The following is a 17095-nucleotide window of genomic DNA, read 5'->3' as shown; positions in this document are numbered from 1 at the left end:
ACCGCGGGCCCTCACCCGCGCAGCGCCGCCAGCTTGTCGCGCTGGCTGCGTGACACCCGGAGCGTGGCCCCGCCCTCGAGCACCACCACCGCCGCGCGCCGACTGCTCGAGAGCTCGCGGATCCGCCGACGATTGACGATCGCCGAGCGATGGATCCGCACGAACTGCTCACCGTCCAGGCGCCGCTCCAGGCTCATCATCGTCTCGCGGTGCAGGTAGCTCTTGCTGCCCACGTGGATCTGCACGTAATAGTCGGCCGCCTCGATCCAGTCGATCTCCTCGGCGCGCAGGAACACCACCCGCCTGCCATCCTTGATCACCAGACGCGAGTCCGGCCGCGCGAGCTCCGGGTCGCCCGGCGAGGCAGCGATGCCCTCGCGGGCGAGCGGATCGTCGTCGACGAGCGTACAGATAGGCTCAGGCAGCGTCATGGATCGACTCCTCTCACGAATGCAGCACCCCGATCGTCCGCCACGTGCAGCACGTGCGTCGGCCCGCGCAACACCCCGCTCGCGGCGCTCACCAGCGGCGCCAGCGGATCGCCGAGCGCCGAGAATTGCAACAGCTCACCCGCCTCGATGCTGACGACCACGAAGCTGCCGTCGGCCCGCCGCAGCATGCCGGCGGCCCCGTGCAGCCCGCCGGCCCGCGCCGCGATCAGCTCCCCGCGGTAGGCCCCGCTGCCCGCGTCAAATCGCAGCACCGCCGAGCGCCACTCGCTGCTCACCAGCAGCTCGTCGCCCGCGAAGATCAACGTCCGCGGGGCCAGCAACGAGCCGTCCGCGGGCGTGAACAGCTCCTTGAAGTCCCCCGTGACCCCGTCGTAGCGGCCGATCGCGTGGCTGTAATAACCCGGTACATACAGGTCCCCGTCCGGCCCGAACACCATCCCCGCGTCGGGCCCATCGAGCCCGCCCGCGCCCGCGACCACGAACTCGTCGATGAACTCGCCGCTGCGGCCGTCGTATCGCAGCACCGCGTCGCCGTCGAAGCTCGACACATACAGCGCCCCGTCCGGCCCGAACAACACCGCCGCCGGCCCCTTGAGTCCGCCCGTCTCGTCGACCGGCGTGTCCGCGTCGTCCCACACGAAGCGGCCGAGGAACGCGCCGGTCGCCGCGTCGTAGCGCAGCACCCGGTTGCCCTCCTCGCTCGCCACGTAGACCCGCCCGTCCGACCCCAGGTCCATGCCCAGCGCCCCGTCGAGCTCCGGCGTCGCCGCCAGCTCGCTGATCAACGCCCCGCTGCGCGCGTCGTGCCGCGTCACCCGGTCCCCCACGAAGTTCGCCACCCACAGCTCGCCCGCCGGCTCCGCGCTCGCGCTCACCGACGCCGGCGCAGCGAGCACGACCCGCGCGGCCCCGTCCGCCGAGCAACCAAGCCCGGTACACGAACAACCGGCACACGAACAACCGGCACACAAACAGCCGGCACACAAACAGAGCGTCGCGCAGCGAGCCACCTGCATCCGCTGCTTGGAGCGGCCCACAGCCCCCGGAGTTTCACCGCCACCAGCCTTTCTCGGCGTCACCCCGCAAACCACTGTTCAGCACCGCATGCGGCCGATACGGTGGTCGCATGCCGCGCCTCGCTCGCAGCCTCGCCAGCCTCCCGGGCCTCCTCCTCGCCTGCACCCCGCCCGTCCCCGCGACCGACACCGACCCCGCCTCGACCACGGCCGCGACCACCACCGGGACCACCGCCCTCCCCACCACCGACGGCCCCGACACGGACGCCCCCGGGTCCACCACCGGGTCGACCACACCCGTCGCCACGACCACCACCGACGCCACCACCGACGCCACCACCGACACCACCGACGCCACCACCGGCGACCCACCCGCGAGCGGCGCCTTCGACCTCGACGCCGACGGCACCCCCGAGACCGACCTGTCCCTCGGGCCATGTACCCTCAGCCCCGACGGCACCTGCCTGCTCGTCAGCTCGCCGCTGCTCGCCCTCACCGAGCTCCCGCTCGCCGCGACCATCGATCAATGCGACGGCAACTACCAGGCCCACCGCCTCGAGCTGCTCGGCGATCACAGCGGCGACGGCCTGGCCGAGCTCGCCGCCCGCTTCTGCCGCTTCGACGGCGCAGAGGGCCCCCCCGCGCTCGCCGTCGTCGACCTCGCCGCCGCCAGCATCGTCGCCCGCGCCGACGCCCCCGTCGCCCAGGACTACGCCTGGTCCGACTCCGTGCGCGACCCCGAGGGCCTGCGTCACCCCTTCCTCGCCCCCTCCTACGGCGACGGCGAGAACGTGAACGGCAACTGGGGCTACCTCTGCGTGTGGCGCCCCGAGCTCCCCGCCGCCGGGAATTGCGGACCTGGCTTCTCGGCGATCCCCACCCTGCTCGCCCCCGGCGAATTTCGCGAGGTCGGCGGCACCCTGCAAGACCTCGACGGCGACGGCTGGGACGACATCAACCTCATCTACCACCGCCGCCAGTACAGCGTCTCCCCCGCGACCCTCGGCCTCATCAACACCGTCGAGTACGACGTCGCCGCCGCCGACGAGCCGAACTCCCCCAAGTGGTTCCACTCCGGCCGCAACTACGGCACCCACGCCGCGGTCACCGGCGGCGACGGCAAGCCCCGCCTCGTCGTCGTCGGCGGCACCCCGCTCGGCAGCTTCAGCGACGACCTGTGCAACGTCAGCCGCTTCCTCGCCGTGCTCGAGCAGAGCCCCGGCCAGCCCGGCACCCGCGCGCTCGCCTGGTCGCGCTACTTCGGCTTCTCCTCCACCATCTTCGCCACCTACGACGCCAAGTACGTCGCCGACCCCATGCAGGACGTCGCCCGCCTCGCCGACGCCGTCGACGGCTGCATCCACCGCTTCAGCGACAGCCGCACGAGCATGGACGGCGCCGAGGTCCTGCTCATCAACTACTTCGCGATGGCCGCCCCGATCGACCTCTGCCTGGTCGAACAGTTCGCCCTCTATCAACCACCGACCTGGACCGACGAGAAGGCCGACGCCTGGTACAGCTGCTTCGCCAAGAACCGCACCGCCCCGGGCGTGTGGGGCATGCAGGTCCTCGACGAACGCACCGGCCTCGGCCTCACCGGCAGCCAGGGCACCTACGTCTGGGGCTGGAGCGACCTGCTCCTGCCCGGCGAGCGCGTCTACCTCGTCGAGTACCTCGCCGGCCCCGGCGCCTTCGATCTCAGCGACCGCCCGCTCACCCCGCTCAAGGTCCACGCCCTGTCCCAGGGCCTCTGGCAGGCCCGCGGCGAGTTCCCGATCGCCGGCCGCCCCAAGCTCCAGATGGTCGACCCGGCCGGCCCCCGCGGCGTCGGCTCCTACACCCTCTACAGCGAACTCACCCTCCACCCCGGCGACCCCGCCGGCGTCGAACTCGCCGACGGCAGCATCGTCGCCCACGACCAGAACACCGACACGTGGATCCTCCGCTGATCGTCACGAGCGCGAGCCGAAGTAGAACCCGACCAACCCGGCCAGCCCCTGCTCGACGCCGATCGGCCCGAATCCCAACACTTCAGGCCCGGGCAGCACGCCGACGAATGCGTGCACCCCGAGAGCCCCCGCCGCGCCGAGCCCGATCAACGCCCGCAGATCCTCGAACCAGCGAGCCGGCCGCGGCCGACGGCGCCGCCACCACCCCGCGATCCGCGTCAGCAACAGCCCCACCAAGAACCCGAACACCAGCACCAGCGTGAACAGCCCGCGCAGCGCCTGCACATCGCCCTGACGCAGCACCATCACCCCCACGCCGACCAGCCCCGCCACCAACAACAGGCGCACGCTGCCACGCGGCAGATACAGCGGCGCCGGCCCGCCCGCGGGGTCCTCCGCCGCCTGCCCGCGCGCCGCGAAGTAGTGCCCGAGCACCACGAAGAGCAGGCTCTCCAGGTGCTCCGGCAGCGCACGCTCCGGCATGCGCAACAGCAACCCGCACACCGTCCCGACCACCGCGAGGGCGATCAACGCACGCACGCTGCCCCCCGGCAGCCCCAGCGCGTGCACGCTTCTCCAGTCGATCGCCGGCTTCACCTCACTCATGTCGGCCAGTGTGCCAGACCCTCGTCGCCCGCGCGCCGCGCCCGATCGCGCCCACCGCGAATGCAACATCGCGGGAACCTCCCGGCGTCCCCGCTGTCTGTGCTCGCATGAACACCGTGCGCACCTCGACCGTGTGGACCAACTGGCCCCTGACCACCTGTGCTGGCCTCGCCAGCCTGCTCTCGCTGGTCGTGCTGCTCGCGACCGGCAGCCCCGCCGAGCCCTCGGCGTTGGCCGTCGAGGACAGCGACGAGGAGGCCGTCACCGAGGTGCGCGCCAGCGACGAGCCGATCAGCGGCACCCGCCACAAGGGCGAGGAGGGCCGCATGGGCAAGCCCACCTCCAAGTCCGGCCTCTACGCGATGAAGGGCCCGAAAGATCCGATCCCCGCCCCCGGCCACATCGCCTCACCCTACGGCGGTGCCTTCGCGATCGGCAGCGACGACGCCGACGTCTGGGGCGGCCTGACCGGCACCGAGATCGGCGAGGCCTACGGCGTCGGCGGGCTCGGCCTGGTCGGCACCGGTCGCGGCGGCGGCGGCACGGGCGACAGCACGGCTGGCTTCGGCGGTCGCGCCTCGTACAGCAAGAGCCGGCTACGACAGCGCGATCCAGTCGAGCGCCCTCACCGTCGGCACCGTCGACGACAACGCCGACCCCGCCGGCTACCGCAAGGCCATCAAGCGCCTCGCCGAGGCCCGCGCCGAGCTCGGCATCCCCGACTCCGTCTACGAGGTCACCCCGCCGAAGCACCGCCACGCCGCCAAACCCACCGCCCTCGACATCGCCCTCGTCATCGACACCACCGGCAGCATGGGCGACGAGCTCGAGTACCTCAAGGTCGAGGTCCGCGACATCGCCCGCAAGGTCGCGCGCGAGAACCCCGGCGTCACCCAGCGCTGGGGCCTCGTCGTCTACCGCGACCACGGCGACGACTACGTCACCGAGTCCATCGACTTCCGCGACATCGATGCCTTCGTCACCATGCTCGGCCGCCACTCCGCGAACGGCGGCGGCGACGAGCCCGAGGCGATGGACGCGGCGCTCGCCGCCAGCAACCGCCTCTCCTGGCACGAGGGCGACGCCACGGCGCGCATGGTCTTCCTCGTCGCCGACGCCCCCTCGCACTCGGGCAGCCCCGCCCGCGAGTTCACCCGCCAGGTCATGCGCCACCGCGCCGACGGCACCGCGATCTACCCGGTCGCCGGCAGCGGCGTCAGCGACCCCGCCGAGGCCGAGCTCCGCCTCGCCGCCCGCGCCACCGGCGGTCAGTACATCTTCCTCACCGACCACTCCGGCATCGGTGGCAGCCACGCCGCGCCCAAGGTCGATCAGTACACCGTCGAGAGCCTCCACGACGCCATGCTCCGCATGATCCGCGGCGAGCTCGGCAAACCCGGCAAGGTCGTCGTCACCCGCAGCGAGCCCGAGGTCGAGCCCGACCCCACGCTGCTCGCCCCGCCAGCCGAGCCCGTCGCCGAGCCCGTCCGCGAGCCCACGCCAATCTTCTCCACCCTCGACACCCGCCCCGTCCTCGCCGTCACCGTCGCCCCCGCCGAAGCGAGCCCCGGCCCCTGGGACGAGCTCCGCGACCGCATCACCGCCCACTTCCTGTTCGCCTCGAGCGTCGCCCTCTTCATGTTCGCCGCCCTCGGCCTCGACGCCCTGCTCGCCCGTCGCCGTCGCCTCCTGCGCGCCCTGAACGACCGCTGAGAACCCTGGTCGCGGCCGACCTGCAAGCCTCGTCCGCGACCCATGAGCCACCGCGTCGCGGATCGCCGATGCGCGCGATCGGCCGCGCACCCGCTCCCTGCGACTGCGTGATACGCAGCGCGTGGTCCTGCTCGCAGCGATGGCCCAGGCACCCGCTCCCTGCGACTGCGCAGCCCCGTGATACCCTGCCCGCATGGACACGCATCATCACGACGCGACCCCGCGACCACGCGCCGCGTCGATCGCCATCGCCGCCGCCGCCATCCTCGCGATCGGCATCAGCGGCGCCGCCCTGCTCGGTCAGGGCTGCGCCCAGAAGACCGCCCAGGGCCCCTTCGCCAAGGACCCGCCCCCGCCGACCCCGGACACGCCTCCGCCACCCGATACACCGGACCCGATCACCGCCCCGCCCGAGCCGCCCGACGCACCGCCAGTCACCTGATCGCATGTCGACCGCCGCGCCCAGCAGCCACAGCGACTGGCTGCACAGCCCCGGCTTCGACCTCGGCCTCATCCTCGGCGTCCTCGCCCTCGCCCTCACCCTCGGCGCGGTCGCCTTCGCCGACCCGGCCCTGTTCGGCTGGGTCCTGTTCTTCGACCTCTGGCTGCTCGCCTACCCCCACGTCGCCTCGACCTACACCCGCGTCGCCTTCGACCGCCACAGCGCGCGCAAGCACTGGTTCCTCCTCACCGCCCTGCCGCCGCTGGTCCTCCTCGCCACCGGCGCCGCCGCCTTCCTCGGCGGCGTGCTCGTCCTCAATACCATCTACTACTATTGGCAATCGTGGCACTACACCCGCCAGAGCTACGGCATCGCCCGCACCTACCGTCGCGTCGGCGGCGCTGACCCGGGCGGCCGCGACTGGCTCGGCGATAGCATCGTCTTCGGCTTCCCCCTGTGGGGCGTCCTCCACCGCGCCAGCCAGCAGTCCCCCACCTTCTACGAGACCCCCCTGTGGAGCCCGCAGGTCCCGCGCGCCGCGGTCATCGTCGTCGGCATCCTCGCCCTCCTCGCCCTCGCCACCTGGACCCTGCGCCAGCTCCGGCTTGTCCGCCTCGGCCCGCCCGCCGGCACCGGCCACGCCCTCTTTATCCTCTCGCACGTCATCATCACCACCGTCAGCTATCTCGTGATCTCCGACATCACGCGCGGCTGGCTCTTCATCAACATCTGGCACAACGCGCAATATCTCCTGTTCGTCTGGGCCGTCAACGCCCGCCGCTTCCGCGGCGGCATCGACCCCACCCGCCCCTTCCTCTCCCGCCTGTGCCAGCCCGAGCACGCCCTGCGCTACGCCCTCGTGTGCGCCAGCCTCGGCATCGGCTTCTACTGGCTGCTCGGCCAGGCCACCGGCCGCGGCGCCTGGCAGGTGCTCCCGCTCGTGCTGGTATTTCACCAGGCCGTCAACTTCCACCATTACCTCGTCGACGCCGTCATCTGGCGCTCACCCCGTCCGCGCCGCGCCTGAGGCTCAGTCCATCAACACCGACCACGCCGCGTGGTCGTGCACCGCCACCCCGTCCCACGCCGGACTCTGCGCATATACCTGCGCCGTCAGCTCGAGCGCCAGCGTCATCGCAATCGCCCCCTCCTCGCAGAAGGTCACCTTCTCCGGATCGAGCCCGCAGGTGGTCTCCACGGCGATCCGCACCCGCCGGCCGATCTGCTCCGCGTACGCCACCTCGGCCGCCGCGTTGTCGATGATCCCATCCGGCGGCTCCGCGTGATCGCGGTAGTCCATCACCACCACCCGGTCGACCCGGTCCTGCACCAGCTCGCTCAGCGGCCGGGTGTCACCGTCGCGATCGACCGCCACGCTGTCGTACCAGAACGCGACATCGACCGTCAGCGGCAGCTCGCTGCCCAGCAGCTTCGCCGCCATCGCCTCGAGCAGGTCGAGATACTCATTGGCGTACACCCCCTGATTGGCGCCCCAGTCCGGCAGCCCGTGCGGCTCGACGTCAAAATGCAGCCCGACCGGCCGCGCCCCCGCCAGCCCATCGACGAATGTCAGCGCCGCATCGACCAGCGCGAGCGCCTCGCCATGGTTCTCGGTCTGCGCCCACGCAGCCGCCCCGAACAACAGCTCGACCGCCACACACGCCGCCTCCGCCTCGCCGATGAACGCCGCCAGCCGCTCCGGATCCTCGAGCAGCAACGATTGACTCTCGAGATAAAGATGCGTGAGCTCCTGCTTCGCCGCGAACGCGAGCAACCCCGCCGCCTTCGCCGGATCTTTCGCCTGCGCCTGCTGCCACACCCACACGCCCCGCTGCGCCCGCTCCGGACACCCCGACGCCCCCGTGCTCGCCTCACCCCCGGTCGTCAGCACCGCACCGCTGCTCCCCTCGCCCCCCGTCGTCGGCACCAGCTCGGTCGTACCCACACCCGTCGTCACCACCCCGCTCGTCGTGCTCGCACCGTCGCCGCCACTGCTGCCCGAAACGGGCCCCGTCGACCCCACGGCCCCCGTGCTCGACTCACCGGCGCTCCCCGTCCCCGACCCAGGACACCCGAGACCCAACCCCGCGAGCACCAAGATCCCGACCCGTCCGCGCATCCCGTCACCCTATCGCCCGCGCCCACCCCTGGCAACGCCCACCCCGCTATGCTGCGGGGCCCCACGCATGCCCGCGCTGCACCTCAGCACCACGATCCACGCGCCGATCCAGCGCTGCTTCGACCTCGCCCGCAGCGTCGACCTCCACCGCCTCTCCGCCGACCACACCGGCGAGCAGATCGTCGCCGGCGTCCGCCACGGCCTCATGGGCCCCGGCGACGAGGTCACCTGGCGCGCGCGTCACTTCGCCGTGTGGCAGCGCCTCTCCAGCCGCATCACCGCCTTCGACCCCCCGCGGCACTTCCGCGACAGCATGCTGCGCGGCGCCTTCGCCCGCTTCGACCACGACCACTTCTTCAGCGAGCACGCGGGCCACACCGAGATGCGCGACGTCTTCGACTTCGACGCCCCACTCGGCCCGCTCGGCGACCTCGCCGAGCGCCTGTTCCTCACCGCCTACCTGCGCCGCTTCCTCGCCCGCCGCAACGCCGTGATCAAGCGCGTCGCCGAGTCCGACGAATGGCGCGCGATCCTCCCATGATCCGCCCCATCTCCAGCGCCCATTCGGGCTCACGCCAGTGCGCGCCGCCTGCGTGCGGCACCTGGCTCACACGCCAGGCTTGAGCCCGATCGGGCACGATTGCCCGGTCCCCCCGAGCCCACAATACCCGCCCGGGTTCTTCACCAGATACTGCTGGTGATACTCCTCGGCGTAATAAAACGTCGGCGCCGCCACGATCTCCGTCGTGATCGCCCCGAAGCCCGCCCCCTGCAGCACGTCCTGGAACAGCGCCCGCGAGCGCTCCGCCGCCGCCCGCTGCGCCTCATCATATACATAGACCCCGGAGCGATACTGCGTCCCCGCGTCGTTGCCCTGGCGCATCCCCTGGGTCGGATCGTGGTTGTCCCAGAACACCTTGAGCAGCGCCTCGAAGCTGGTCTGGCCCGGGTCGAACACCACCCGCACCACCTCGTTGTGTCCCGTGCGCCCGCTGCACACCTCCTTGTAGGTCGGATTCGGGGTGAAGCCCGCCGCGTAGCCGACCATCGTCGAGACCACGCCAGGCTGCGTCCAGAACTTCCGCTCCGCCCCCCAGAAGCAGCCCATCCCGAACATCGCCAGCTGCGAGCCCGCCGGGAACGGCGGCACCAGCGGGGTGCCCAGCAGGTAGTGCACCGCCGGCACCGGCATCGCCTCGGCGCGCCCCGGCAGCGCCTCGGCGGCCGTCGGCATCTTCATCTTGTTGGCCTCGAAGAACATGGCCCCCAAAATGTCGCAGCCCCCGCGCCGACGCAAGCGGCCCGCCTGCGCTATGGTTCGCCGGCCCGCGTCCCCCGCGCGCCGCAGCGCCTCCCATGCCAGCCCTCACCGCCGACGCCCTCGCCTCGCAGATCGACCAGCTTCGCCGCCAGGGCGGCAGCGACAACCGCCTGGTCGTCGCCTCACGCGACTACTACCTCGTGATCGCCGGCCAGCGCGACAACCCCGGGCTCCACATCGAGGCCGTCACCAACGCCAACCTCACGACCGCCGCCGGCCTCACCCCCGGCCGCCTCGAGCAGCTCAAGCAGCGCGGCTTTCGCGAGAAGCAGCACCACACCAACCTCCACCGCAAGCACAGCCCGGCCACAGACGCCGAGCTGCGTACCCTCGTCGACGAGCTCATGACGATCTTCGCAAAGGCCTACGGCGTCGACGCCGGCGACCCCGCGGAGTTCGACCTCCAGCTCGGCGACAGCGAGCCGCTGCGCAACCCGGAGATCGTCCGCCTCATGCGCGCCCTCAGCCTGCGCCGCGACTGGGACGCCCGCCGCGCCCTCTACTCCGCCCTCCTGGGCGCCACGCTGCTCGTCCCGATCGACCCCGACGCCGCCGGCGACCCCCTCGAGGTCGAACGCCTCGGCAGCTTCCCCGTGATCGCCGGCTTCACCGATATCGACGCCCTGCGCATGTGGCAGCCCCGCGGCGCCCCCTACCGCGCCACCCCCGTCGCCGAGCTGGTCCCCCGCGCCGTCACGAAGCGCGTCGGCTCCCTCCTCATCAACCCCCGCGGCCTGGTCGGCGGCGAGCTCTACCTCAACGAGCTCGAGAGCCTCGACGGCGCCCTCAAGCGCCGCGCCTCCCCGGTCTAGCTGCGCGACCTCAAGTCACCGGCGCACCCGCGAATGGCCGCGAATGGCCGAGCTTCACGGGTCGGCGCAGCCGCCGGGCTCGACGGGCGTGCGCTCCTTCTGAACCACGCTGGCAACCTTGGCGCCGTTCCAGCGATGCCGACTCGTCGTGGTGGTGATGAAGCCTGCAGCGTCGTCGCAATCGCTGGTCTCGGTCACCCAGGTGCCATCGACGAGGAAGTCCAGGTTCGCCGCCCCGGACCAGATCCGCTCGAGCTTGGACCGGCGGTACGTATAGATGAAGTGTAGATCCGGCCCGACCTCGTCGTGCTCGTCGACCGTGAACACGAGCTGCCGCGTGGCTTCTTCGGGGATCAGCGTGACCAGAGCCGCGGCGCAGCCGATCAGCTCCGACACGCGATACTTGACGCGGGTCTTCGCGCGACCGACCTCGATGCGCAGGGTCTGGGGGCTCTGCCCGCAGGACCACTGGATCGCCTCCGAGACGCCGTCTCCGTCGAGATCGGCCTCAAGCGGCGACTCCTGCCAATCGATCCAGGCGGCCTCGTCGAGGCCAGCCGCGCCCTCGCCCACAACGACATGGCCGGACTTGATCTCGGCCGGTGGGGCCGGATCGCTGGGCTCAGGGAGCACCACGGGGGCCACCACGGGGGCCACAACGGGGGCCACAACGGGGGCCGCCGGCGAGACCCGCCCGGCCGAGGGCGTCGCCCCGTCGTTCGGAAGCGCCTGGGTGCACGCGACCAGCGAACAGGCCATGACGGCGAGCGAGACCTGAGCGAACGTGGACGACGGCCCCCGCGCCCGCTGCTCCCGCTGCGCCCGCTGGATCGCCACCACCACCGCCAGCAGCAGCGGCCGCGCCAGCACGCCCTGCGCGGCCAGCCCGAGCACCAGCACCACCCCCACCTCGTCGCTCAGGTAGTAGCGCACCACCTCCTCGCCGCGCACCAGCGCCAGCTCGACGGACAGCCACAGCGCGCTCGCCAGCCACACCAGCCACCACGTCGCCAGCCACCCCGGCGAGCGCCCGTACCCGCCGCGACTCGCCAGCAGCACCGAGCGCACCACCACGTACGGCCGATAGAGATTCATCACCGGCACGAACCACCACAGCAGCGCCCCCGGCGTGCGCGCCGGCATCCCCAGCGCCCGCGCGTTGCGACGCGCCCGCTGCAACCACGCCAGGAACAGCGCCGCCGTGATCGCAAACAGCAGCAGCGACCCGCCCGCGAGCCACGACAGCAGCGTGAAGGGATCGACCCCGAGGCTCCGCCACAGCCGCGGCAGCTCGCCCCCGCGCAGCACCGGCACGCACAGGAGCAGACACAGCCCGAGCTCGACCGCCGCAAGCAGCGAACCGATCGCCAGCAGCCCGACCAGCAGCTGATAACGCAGCACCGGCAGGCGCACCCCCGCGGGCCCCTCGCGCTCCACCTCGGTGGTCGGCGGCGTGAACAGATTGGCCATACTTATTCCTCAACCCCCGAGCCGACGCGCCAGCTGATCTTCATACAACGACGCCGGGATCAGCGGCCCGGGTGCGTCCTTCGGCGCCCGCTCGATAAAGTCCTCCGGCTCCGTCCCCTCCGCCCCCGGCACCCCCAGCGAGGTCTCGAGCTTCACGAAGGGCCCCGGCCCGATCACGTAGCCGTGCCCGAATTGCCGCGAGCGCACGACCCCCGCGCCCGCCGGGTTCCACACCGCGCTCTGCGTCGAGCTGTGCCCCGCCCCGCTGCTCTCCGCGTTGCGATTGACCGCACCCCACCCGTCATCCACCGTGCTCTCGTCGATCAGGTTCGCCGTCGCCAGCGAGTGGTGAAACTCCGACAGCCCGGTCAAGCCGAAGTCGAGGTCCTTCACCGCCACCGCCACGCCGCCGCTGCTGTGCACCCGCAGCCACACGATCCCCGTCGCCCCGAAGCCCCAATTCTGGATGAAGTTGTGCCGCCCCGCGTCGCCGACGCAGTCACGCACCAGCACCTCGCTGCTCTGACTCACCTCGAAGAGGTACCCGTTGCCCCCGCCGCCGCGGTGCTCCGCCAGCGCGAAGCTCGTGTCCGCGATCGTCACCCGCTTGCCCTGCACCACCTCGATCCCGCCCGACTGCAGGTGCCGCCCCTTGCTGAAGCCGTCATCCGGGGCCCCCGGCGAGGCGTACGAGGCCACCCCGCGCACCCACGCATCCTTCACCCCACGCAGCGACAGCGCGTGCACCTGCGACTGCGCCCACGCGTCATCCCAGCCGACCGCGTTCGCCAGCCCCAGATCTTCGACCCCGACCTCGCGCAGATACCCGTCGACCCGGCGCACGCTCGCCGCGTCGCGCAGCTTCACCGGGTAACGCAGCGGCACGTCGAGGGTCAGCGTGTCGCCCTCCACCTTCACCACCGTGCGCCAGAAGAACACCTGCCACGCGTCGTTGAAGACCATCCAGGTCCCCGTCATCGCGTGCTCCTCCACGAACTCCGGCGTGATCACGAAGCCCACCGCCACGTCGTCACCTACAGAATAAGCCCCCGCGTCGGCCACCGTGATCTCGCGCGAGCGCGACTCGCCGTCGACCGTCAGCAGCGCCTCATCGCTGAGCTTCAGCGCGCCCGCGAAGTTCAGGTGGCTCTTGTACGACATGCCATCGAAGCGGGTGAACCACAGCCGACTCTGCGCCGACCCGACCCCGCGCAGCACCACCCGCGACGCGCTCACAGTCAACACCCCGTCGATGCGATACAGCCCCGCAGGCACCATCACCACCGCTCCGCCCGCCTGCGCCGCCGCGTCGATCGCGGCCTGAAACGCAGCCGTCGCGTCCGTCATCCCGCCCGCGTCGGCCCCGTGATCGGCGACCACGTCGATCGTCTTCGCCGCCAGATCCTGCGCCAGCTCGGTCGCGCCGAGGCGGTAGCCCGCGTACGAGAAGTCGTGCAGGAAGCGCCCCTCCGGCCCCGTGAACGCCGGCGTCCAGTCCTCCGGGTACAGCACGCTGCGCCAGCCCGCCGCGCCTGGCAGGTCGGGGCCGCCGCCCGTCTCCGTCGCCGTCGTCACGACGCCGGTCGTCACCCCCGTCGCCTCCGACGTCGACCCCGCGCCGCCGGTGGTCGGCGTGGCCTCGCTGGCCCCCGTGGTCACCCCACCCGAGCTGTCCCCGGGGACAGCTCCAGACGACCCCGTCGACCCCGCGCTGGTTTCACCGCCGGTGTTCGAAGTGCAGGCGACGAGCAGCAGCCACAGCAGAGCACGCGAGCGCAGCATCCCTCCGCGTGTATCACAGCCCCGCCGCGCCCGCGACGGCGCGCCCCCACGCGCACACCGACGCGACCCGACAAATCTCGATCCGTGCGGGAACTTTCGCCGTCCGCAGGCGTGTGACGCTGCCGTGGTGCCCGCGTCTCCCGCCCCCGGTGAACCCGGCCCGATCGCCCGCGATCGTGGGCCCGTATCCACCAGCGACGGCGGCCCGATCGCCAGCGACGGCGGCGCCCCGATCGTCGCCGAGGTCATCGCTCGCCTCGGCGATCGCATCCTCGACGTCCGTCACCTCGCCGCCGCGCCCGAGCCTTCGGTCACCCCCGCCGCGTGGATCTCGATCGGCGGCTGCGCGCTCGTCCTCGGCCTCGCCCTCGCCCTCGCCGGCCTGTCCGCGACGCCACCACCACCCGCCGACGATCTCGCCGAGACCGCCGAGCAACCCGCGACCCCGCGCAGCAACACGAGCCTCGGCCTCGGCGCCCTCCTGATCCTGCTCGGCGTCGTCCCGGTGGTCGTCGGCGCCACCGGACGACCTGTCCCGCGGGACAGGTACCTGATCGGCGAGGGACCCGAGGTCCAGCTCCCCGTGTGCCTGCCCGCCTGCCTACCTTCGGGCAGCGAGCGCGCCGGCCTCCCGCTGGTCCGCACCCTCGAGCGCCAGATCGTCCTCGGCCTCTGCCCCGGCATGACCGGCGAGCTCCACGACGGCGCCCGCACGATCGCCCTCGCCGAGCTCGTCGCCCAGGGCCGCAGCTCCTACGCGCTGCCCCCGGGCGCCCGCTGCGAGGTCGCCCTCGGCGAGCTCCGCGTCAGCATCCAGGCGGTCGAACCCGCCGCCTTCGCGCCGCAGCGCCGCCCGCTGGACCGCCTCTACCTCGCCAGCAACCTCGGCGCCCTCGCCCTGCTCGCCGTGGCCCTCCTGCTCGGCGAGGCCCGCCCCACCGCCGAAGTCGAGCTCGAGGAGATCGCCCAGGGCCGCGACCTCGCCGTCCGCTACCTCAGCCAGCTGCCACCACCACCCCCGCCTCCACCCGATCTTCCACCTGTCCCCAAGGACAGGCCACAAATCGCCAGCAAGCCCGCCGCGCGCCCGCCCCCGCCGCCCGCCGAGGCCCCACCCGAGCTCGCGGTCGTGGTCGCCAGCGGCCCCGCCGCGACCATCCCGAAGGGCACCCGCCGCGGGCGCCCGGCCGAGTACGACTACGCCCGCACCGCCGGCTTCCTCGACGACGCGAACTTCGCCGACGGGGCCTACGCCGCCGCCGCCAGCGCCCAGGAGGGCCTGCTCAGCTACGACAACGCCGAGGACCGCCAGCTGTGGGCCGCCGTGCTCGCCGCGCCGGTCATCAACCGCCCCTTCGGCGGCCTCGAGCTCGCCGAGACCGAGCGCGGCGGCGGCCTCCACAGCGACCAGCCAAGGCCCGCCAAGGCCCCCGCGAAGCAGGTCAGCATCGACATGTACGCGAAGCAGCCCGGCCCCAGCGCCGAGGCCCGGGCCCTCGCGCGGCGCATCGTCCACATCGAGCTCGAGGCCCCGCACGTCATCGGCGAGCTGTCGCCCCAGACCGTGCAGGAGCACCTGCAGAAGCGCAGCGGCGACCTCAGCCGCTGCTTCAAGGAGGCCGTCGGCACCGCCGACCGCGTCGGCACGATCATCCTCCGGCTCAAGCTCCGCGGTGACGGCACCATGCAGCAGGCCCGCGTCGACTTCAGCGGCGCCCAGCTCGGCGACATCCAGCCCTGCCTCGTGCGCGCCGCCAACGCCTGGAAATTCGTCGCCCCCACCGACCGTCAGCCGGCGTCGATCGCCATCGAGGCCCGCTTCTCGGCGAAGAGCTACTGACGCATATCTACGTGGTCTCACCGCCGCCTCTCAATATGCACATGTTGACAATCGAGTGATCGGCGGACCGGCGCCGCAAATCACAGGTCTGCGCCTGCGCCGGATGTCCTCGCGGACAGACGACCGCCGCAAAACCCCCGCGATCCTCCGGTCTGAAACAGCGCCCAATCCCGCGCGCGAACGCACCAAAACGCGGTCCTGCCGAACCAGGGCGCACATCGCCGCCGGGCCGCCCACAGGCCCGACCCGCCCGATCGCCTCCCCACCCGCGCCGCCCGGCGATTCCTGTTGACGCCACGACCTCCCTCGTCTTCCATGATGCCGTGCGTATCGGGGCTCGCGTATTCCCAATCTATGCTGTTGTCGCGCTCGCCGCCGCGGCTTGTCACAAGGAGACGACAAAGCCGCCGGTGGAGGACGACGAGTGCACCGGGGCTCGCTGCGTCGAGCAGGCCGAGGCGGCGATGTACTACCACGACTACGGCAACGCCCGCGAGCCGCTCACGGCCGTGTGCGACGGCGGCGACGGCTTCGGCTGCTTCCGCCTCGCCGAGCTCTACCAGTTCGGTCGCGGCGGACCGGCCGACCTCGACAAGGCCGCCCTGCTGTTCGAGCAGGCCTGCGACAAGGAGCACGCCGACGGCTGCATCCGCCGCTCCGAGCTCGCCCGCGACGGCCGCGGCGGACCGGTCGTCGACCTCGACTTCACCGTCAAGGCCTGCAAGCTCGGCCTGGCGCCCTCGTGCGCGCGAGCCGGCACCCTGCTGAACACCGCGGACGGCGTCGAGCGCGACCCGACCCGGGCGATCGAGCTGTTCGAGAAGGCCTGCGGCCTCGGCGAGGTCGACGGCTGCACCGGCGCCGCCGACCTGCTGAGCGACCCCAATGGCCCGCCCGACGCCAACATCCGCGCCCTCGCGGCCTACGTGAAGGCCTGCGTCGGGCACAGCGGCTACGGCTGCACCCGCGTCGGCCTCGCCTTCCACGACGGCCTCGGCACCCAGAAGGACCTCGAGAAGGCCCGCACCCACTTCACCCGCGCCTGCGAGTTCTCCGACCAGGACGGCTGCGTCGCCGCCAAGGCGCTCGAGGCCAGCGGCGGCAAGCCGATCTCCATCGCGCTGACCACCAAGGCCGCCGAGCTCGGCAGCGACGGCCTCGAGGCCCGCGCCCTGTCCTGCCGCATGAGCGAGCAGGGGCTCCCGGCGCTCAGCGAGGTCCTGTCCGGCGTCGCCCGCCACAAGGAGTCGCTCGACGCCTGCGCCAAGGACGGGGCCGCCGTCGCCGTGTCGTGGGAGTTCACCAACGGCCGCGTCCGCGACGCCAAGCTCACCGGCGGCGCCTCGAAGAAGCTGCAAAAGTGCGTGGTCTCGGCGCTGCGCAGGGCGAAGCTCGAGAGCTCCGGCGCCTGCCAGGCCGTGCTCCTCATCGGCGACCCCGGCGGCGCCGCCAAGGCCCTCAGCGAGCGCGGCCACGACGACGGCCGCAAGCACGTGCGGGTCAGCGGCGACGACGAGTAGACGAGTCGCCGAGTCGCCACGCGTGCGAGTCAGCGACGACGACGAGTCGCCGA

16 protein-coding genes are annotated in these 17095 nt (G+C 72.2%); 8 read left to right on the top strand and 8 right to left on the bottom strand.

What is annotated here, in order from left to right; all coding sequences use genetic code 11:
• Nucleotides 1–11: 11 nt before the first annotated feature.
• Entirely contained in the window at nucleotides 12–431 is a 420-nt protein-coding gene (locus IPJ59_RS25400; protein WP_293262953.1) for a LytR/AlgR family response regulator transcription factor, read from the bottom strand.
• On the bottom strand, nucleotides 428–1327 hold the full coding sequence (locus IPJ59_RS25395; RefSeq protein WP_293262956.1) for a Vgb family protein: 900 nt from the start codon (nucleotides 1325–1327) through the stop codon (nucleotides 428–430). The genes IPJ59_RS25400 and IPJ59_RS25395 overlap by 4 nt, the downstream gene beginning before the upstream one ends.
• Nucleotides 1328–1578: 251 nt before the next feature.
• Here IPJ59_RS25395 and IPJ59_RS25390 point away from each other — a divergent pair, with 251 nt between their 5' ends.
• The gene (locus IPJ59_RS25390) at nucleotides 1579–3417 is read left to right on the top strand and encodes a hypothetical protein (protein WP_293273664.1); all 1839 of its coding nucleotides are present in this window, start codon (nucleotides 1579–1581) and stop codon (nucleotides 3415–3417) included.
• A gap of 3 nt (nucleotides 3418–3420) precedes the next feature.
• Here IPJ59_RS25390 and IPJ59_RS25385 read toward each other — a convergent pair whose 3' ends face one another.
• The gene (locus IPJ59_RS25385) at nucleotides 3421–4023 is read right to left on the bottom strand and encodes a hypothetical protein (RefSeq protein ID WP_293262962.1); all 603 of its coding nucleotides are present in this window, start codon (nucleotides 4021–4023) and stop codon (nucleotides 3421–3423) included.
• On the bottom strand, nucleotides 4016–4369 hold the full coding sequence (locus IPJ59_RS25380; RefSeq protein WP_293273663.1) for a hypothetical protein: 354 nt from the start codon (nucleotides 4367–4369) through the stop codon (nucleotides 4016–4018). Before IPJ59_RS25380 ends, IPJ59_RS25385 begins: the two co-directional genes overlap by 8 nt.
• A gap of 212 nt (nucleotides 4370–4581) precedes the next feature.
• Here IPJ59_RS25380 and IPJ59_RS25375 point away from each other — a divergent pair, with 212 nt between their 5' ends.
• The 3 genes from IPJ59_RS25375 to IPJ59_RS25365 all read left to right on the top strand — a co-directional run bounded on the left by IPJ59_RS25375 (nucleotide 4582) and on the right by IPJ59_RS25365 (nucleotide 7205).
• Complete coding sequence (locus IPJ59_RS25375; RefSeq protein ID WP_463673374.1) at nucleotides 4582–5736, top strand: vWA domain-containing protein; 1155 nt, start codon at nucleotides 4582–4584, stop codon at nucleotides 5734–5736.
• Nucleotides 5737–5929: 193 nt separating this feature from the next.
• Entirely contained in the window at nucleotides 5930–6178 is a 249-nt protein-coding gene (locus IPJ59_RS25370) for a hypothetical protein (RefSeq protein ID WP_293273661.1), read from the top strand.
• A gap of 4 nt (nucleotides 6179–6182) precedes the next feature.
• Nucleotides 6183–7205, top strand: coding sequence for a hypothetical protein (locus IPJ59_RS25365; RefSeq protein ID WP_293273660.1), 1023 nt, complete (start codon nucleotides 6183–6185; stop codon nucleotides 7203–7205).
• A 3-nt stretch (nucleotides 7206–7208) separates the two neighbouring features.
• On the opposite strand, the gene IPJ59_RS25360 is transcribed toward IPJ59_RS25365, so the two are convergent.
• On the bottom strand, nucleotides 7209–8105 hold the full coding sequence (locus IPJ59_RS25360; protein ID WP_293273659.1) for a hypothetical protein: 897 nt from the start codon (nucleotides 8103–8105) through the stop codon (nucleotides 7209–7211).
• Between the two features lie 259 nt (nucleotides 8106–8364).
• Here IPJ59_RS25360 and IPJ59_RS25355 point away from each other — a divergent pair, with 259 nt between their 5' ends.
• On the top strand, nucleotides 8365–8838 hold the full coding sequence (locus IPJ59_RS25355) for an SRPBCC family protein (protein ID WP_293273658.1): 474 nt from the start codon (nucleotides 8365–8367) through the stop codon (nucleotides 8836–8838).
• A gap of 66 nt (nucleotides 8839–8904) precedes the next feature.
• On the opposite strand, the gene msrA is transcribed toward IPJ59_RS25355, so the two are convergent.
• On the bottom strand, nucleotides 8905–9558 hold the full coding sequence (gene msrA / locus IPJ59_RS25350; protein WP_293273657.1) for a peptide-methionine (S)-S-oxide reductase MsrA: 654 nt from the start codon (nucleotides 9556–9558) through the stop codon (nucleotides 8905–8907).
• A gap of 95 nt (nucleotides 9559–9653) precedes the next feature.
• Here msrA and IPJ59_RS25345 point away from each other — a divergent pair, with 95 nt between their 5' ends.
• On the top strand, nucleotides 9654–10430 hold the full coding sequence (locus IPJ59_RS25345) for an SseB family protein (RefSeq protein ID WP_293262973.1): 777 nt from the start codon (nucleotides 9654–9656) through the stop codon (nucleotides 10428–10430).
• Nucleotides 10431–10484: 54 nt separating this feature from the next.
• Here the strand turns inward: IPJ59_RS25345 and IPJ59_RS25340 are convergent, their stop codons facing one another.
• Both IPJ59_RS25340 and IPJ59_RS25335 read right to left on the bottom strand, forming a co-directional pair.
• Nucleotides 10485–11900, bottom strand: coding sequence for a DUF4328 domain-containing protein (locus tag IPJ59_RS25340; protein ID WP_293262974.1), 1416 nt, complete (start codon nucleotides 11898–11900; stop codon nucleotides 10485–10487).
• Between the two features lie 9 nt (nucleotides 11901–11909).
• Nucleotides 11910–13682, bottom strand: coding sequence for a glycosyl hydrolase family 28-related protein (locus tag IPJ59_RS25335; RefSeq protein WP_293273656.1), 1773 nt, complete (start codon nucleotides 13680–13682; stop codon nucleotides 11910–11912).
• A gap of 127 nt (nucleotides 13683–13809) precedes the next feature.
• Between IPJ59_RS25335 and IPJ59_RS25330 the strand changes: the two genes are divergently transcribed.
• On the top strand, nucleotides 13810–15522 hold the full coding sequence (locus IPJ59_RS25330; RefSeq protein ID WP_293273655.1) for a hypothetical protein: 1713 nt from the start codon (nucleotides 13810–13812) through the stop codon (nucleotides 15520–15522).
• A gap of 410 nt (nucleotides 15523–15932) precedes the next feature.
• Nucleotides 15933–17042: a tetratricopeptide repeat protein gene (locus IPJ59_RS25325; protein ID WP_293262977.1), complete on the top strand. Its 1110-nt coding sequence runs from the start codon at nucleotides 15933–15935 to the stop codon at nucleotides 17040–17042.
• Nucleotides 17043–17095: the final 53 nt, after the last annotated feature.

The sequence above is a fragment of the Nannocystis sp. genome, from assembly GCF_016714285.1.
GTDB lineage: Bacteria > Myxococcota_A > Polyangia > Nannocystales > Nannocystaceae > Nannocystis.
The sequence above is the reverse complement of the archived record's forward strand: the minus strand, read 5'-3'. Positions and strand labels throughout refer to the sequence as shown.

Excerpts from the sequence above, each read along its gene's own strand:
- IPJ59_RS25400 (WP_293262953.1), bottom strand. The coding sequence starts at position 431 with ATGACGCTGCCTGAGCCTATCTGTACGCTCGTCGACGACGATCCGCTC.
- IPJ59_RS25390 (WP_293273664.1), top strand. The coding sequence starts at position 1,579 with ATGCCGCGCCTCGCTCGCAGCCTCGCCAGCCTCCCGGGCCTCCTCCTC.
- IPJ59_RS25385 (WP_293262962.1), bottom strand. The coding sequence starts at position 4,023 with ATGAGTGAGGTGAAGCCGGCGATCGACTGGAGAAGCGTGCACGCGCTG.
- IPJ59_RS25370 (WP_293273661.1), top strand. The coding sequence starts at position 5,930 with ATGGACACGCATCATCACGACGCGACCCCGCGACCACGCGCCGCGTCG.
- IPJ59_RS25365 (WP_293273660.1), top strand. The coding sequence starts at position 6,183 with ATGTCGACCGCCGCGCCCAGCAGCCACAGCGACTGGCTGCACAGCCCC.
- IPJ59_RS25355 (WP_293273658.1), top strand. The coding sequence starts at position 8,365 with ATGCCCGCGCTGCACCTCAGCACCACGATCCACGCGCCGATCCAGCGC.
- msrA (WP_293273657.1), bottom strand. The coding sequence starts at position 9,558 with ATGTTCTTCGAGGCCAACAAGATGAAGATGCCGACGGCCGCCGAGGCG.
- IPJ59_RS25345 (WP_293262973.1), top strand. The coding sequence starts at position 9,654 with ATGCCAGCCCTCACCGCCGACGCCCTCGCCTCGCAGATCGACCAGCTT.
- IPJ59_RS25340 (WP_293262974.1), bottom strand. The coding sequence starts at position 11,900 with ATGGCCAATCTGTTCACGCCGCCGACCACCGAGGTGGAGCGCGAGGGG.
- IPJ59_RS25335 (WP_293273656.1), bottom strand. The coding sequence starts at position 13,682 with ATGCTGCGCTCGCGTGCTCTGCTGTGGCTGCTGCTCGTCGCCTGCACT.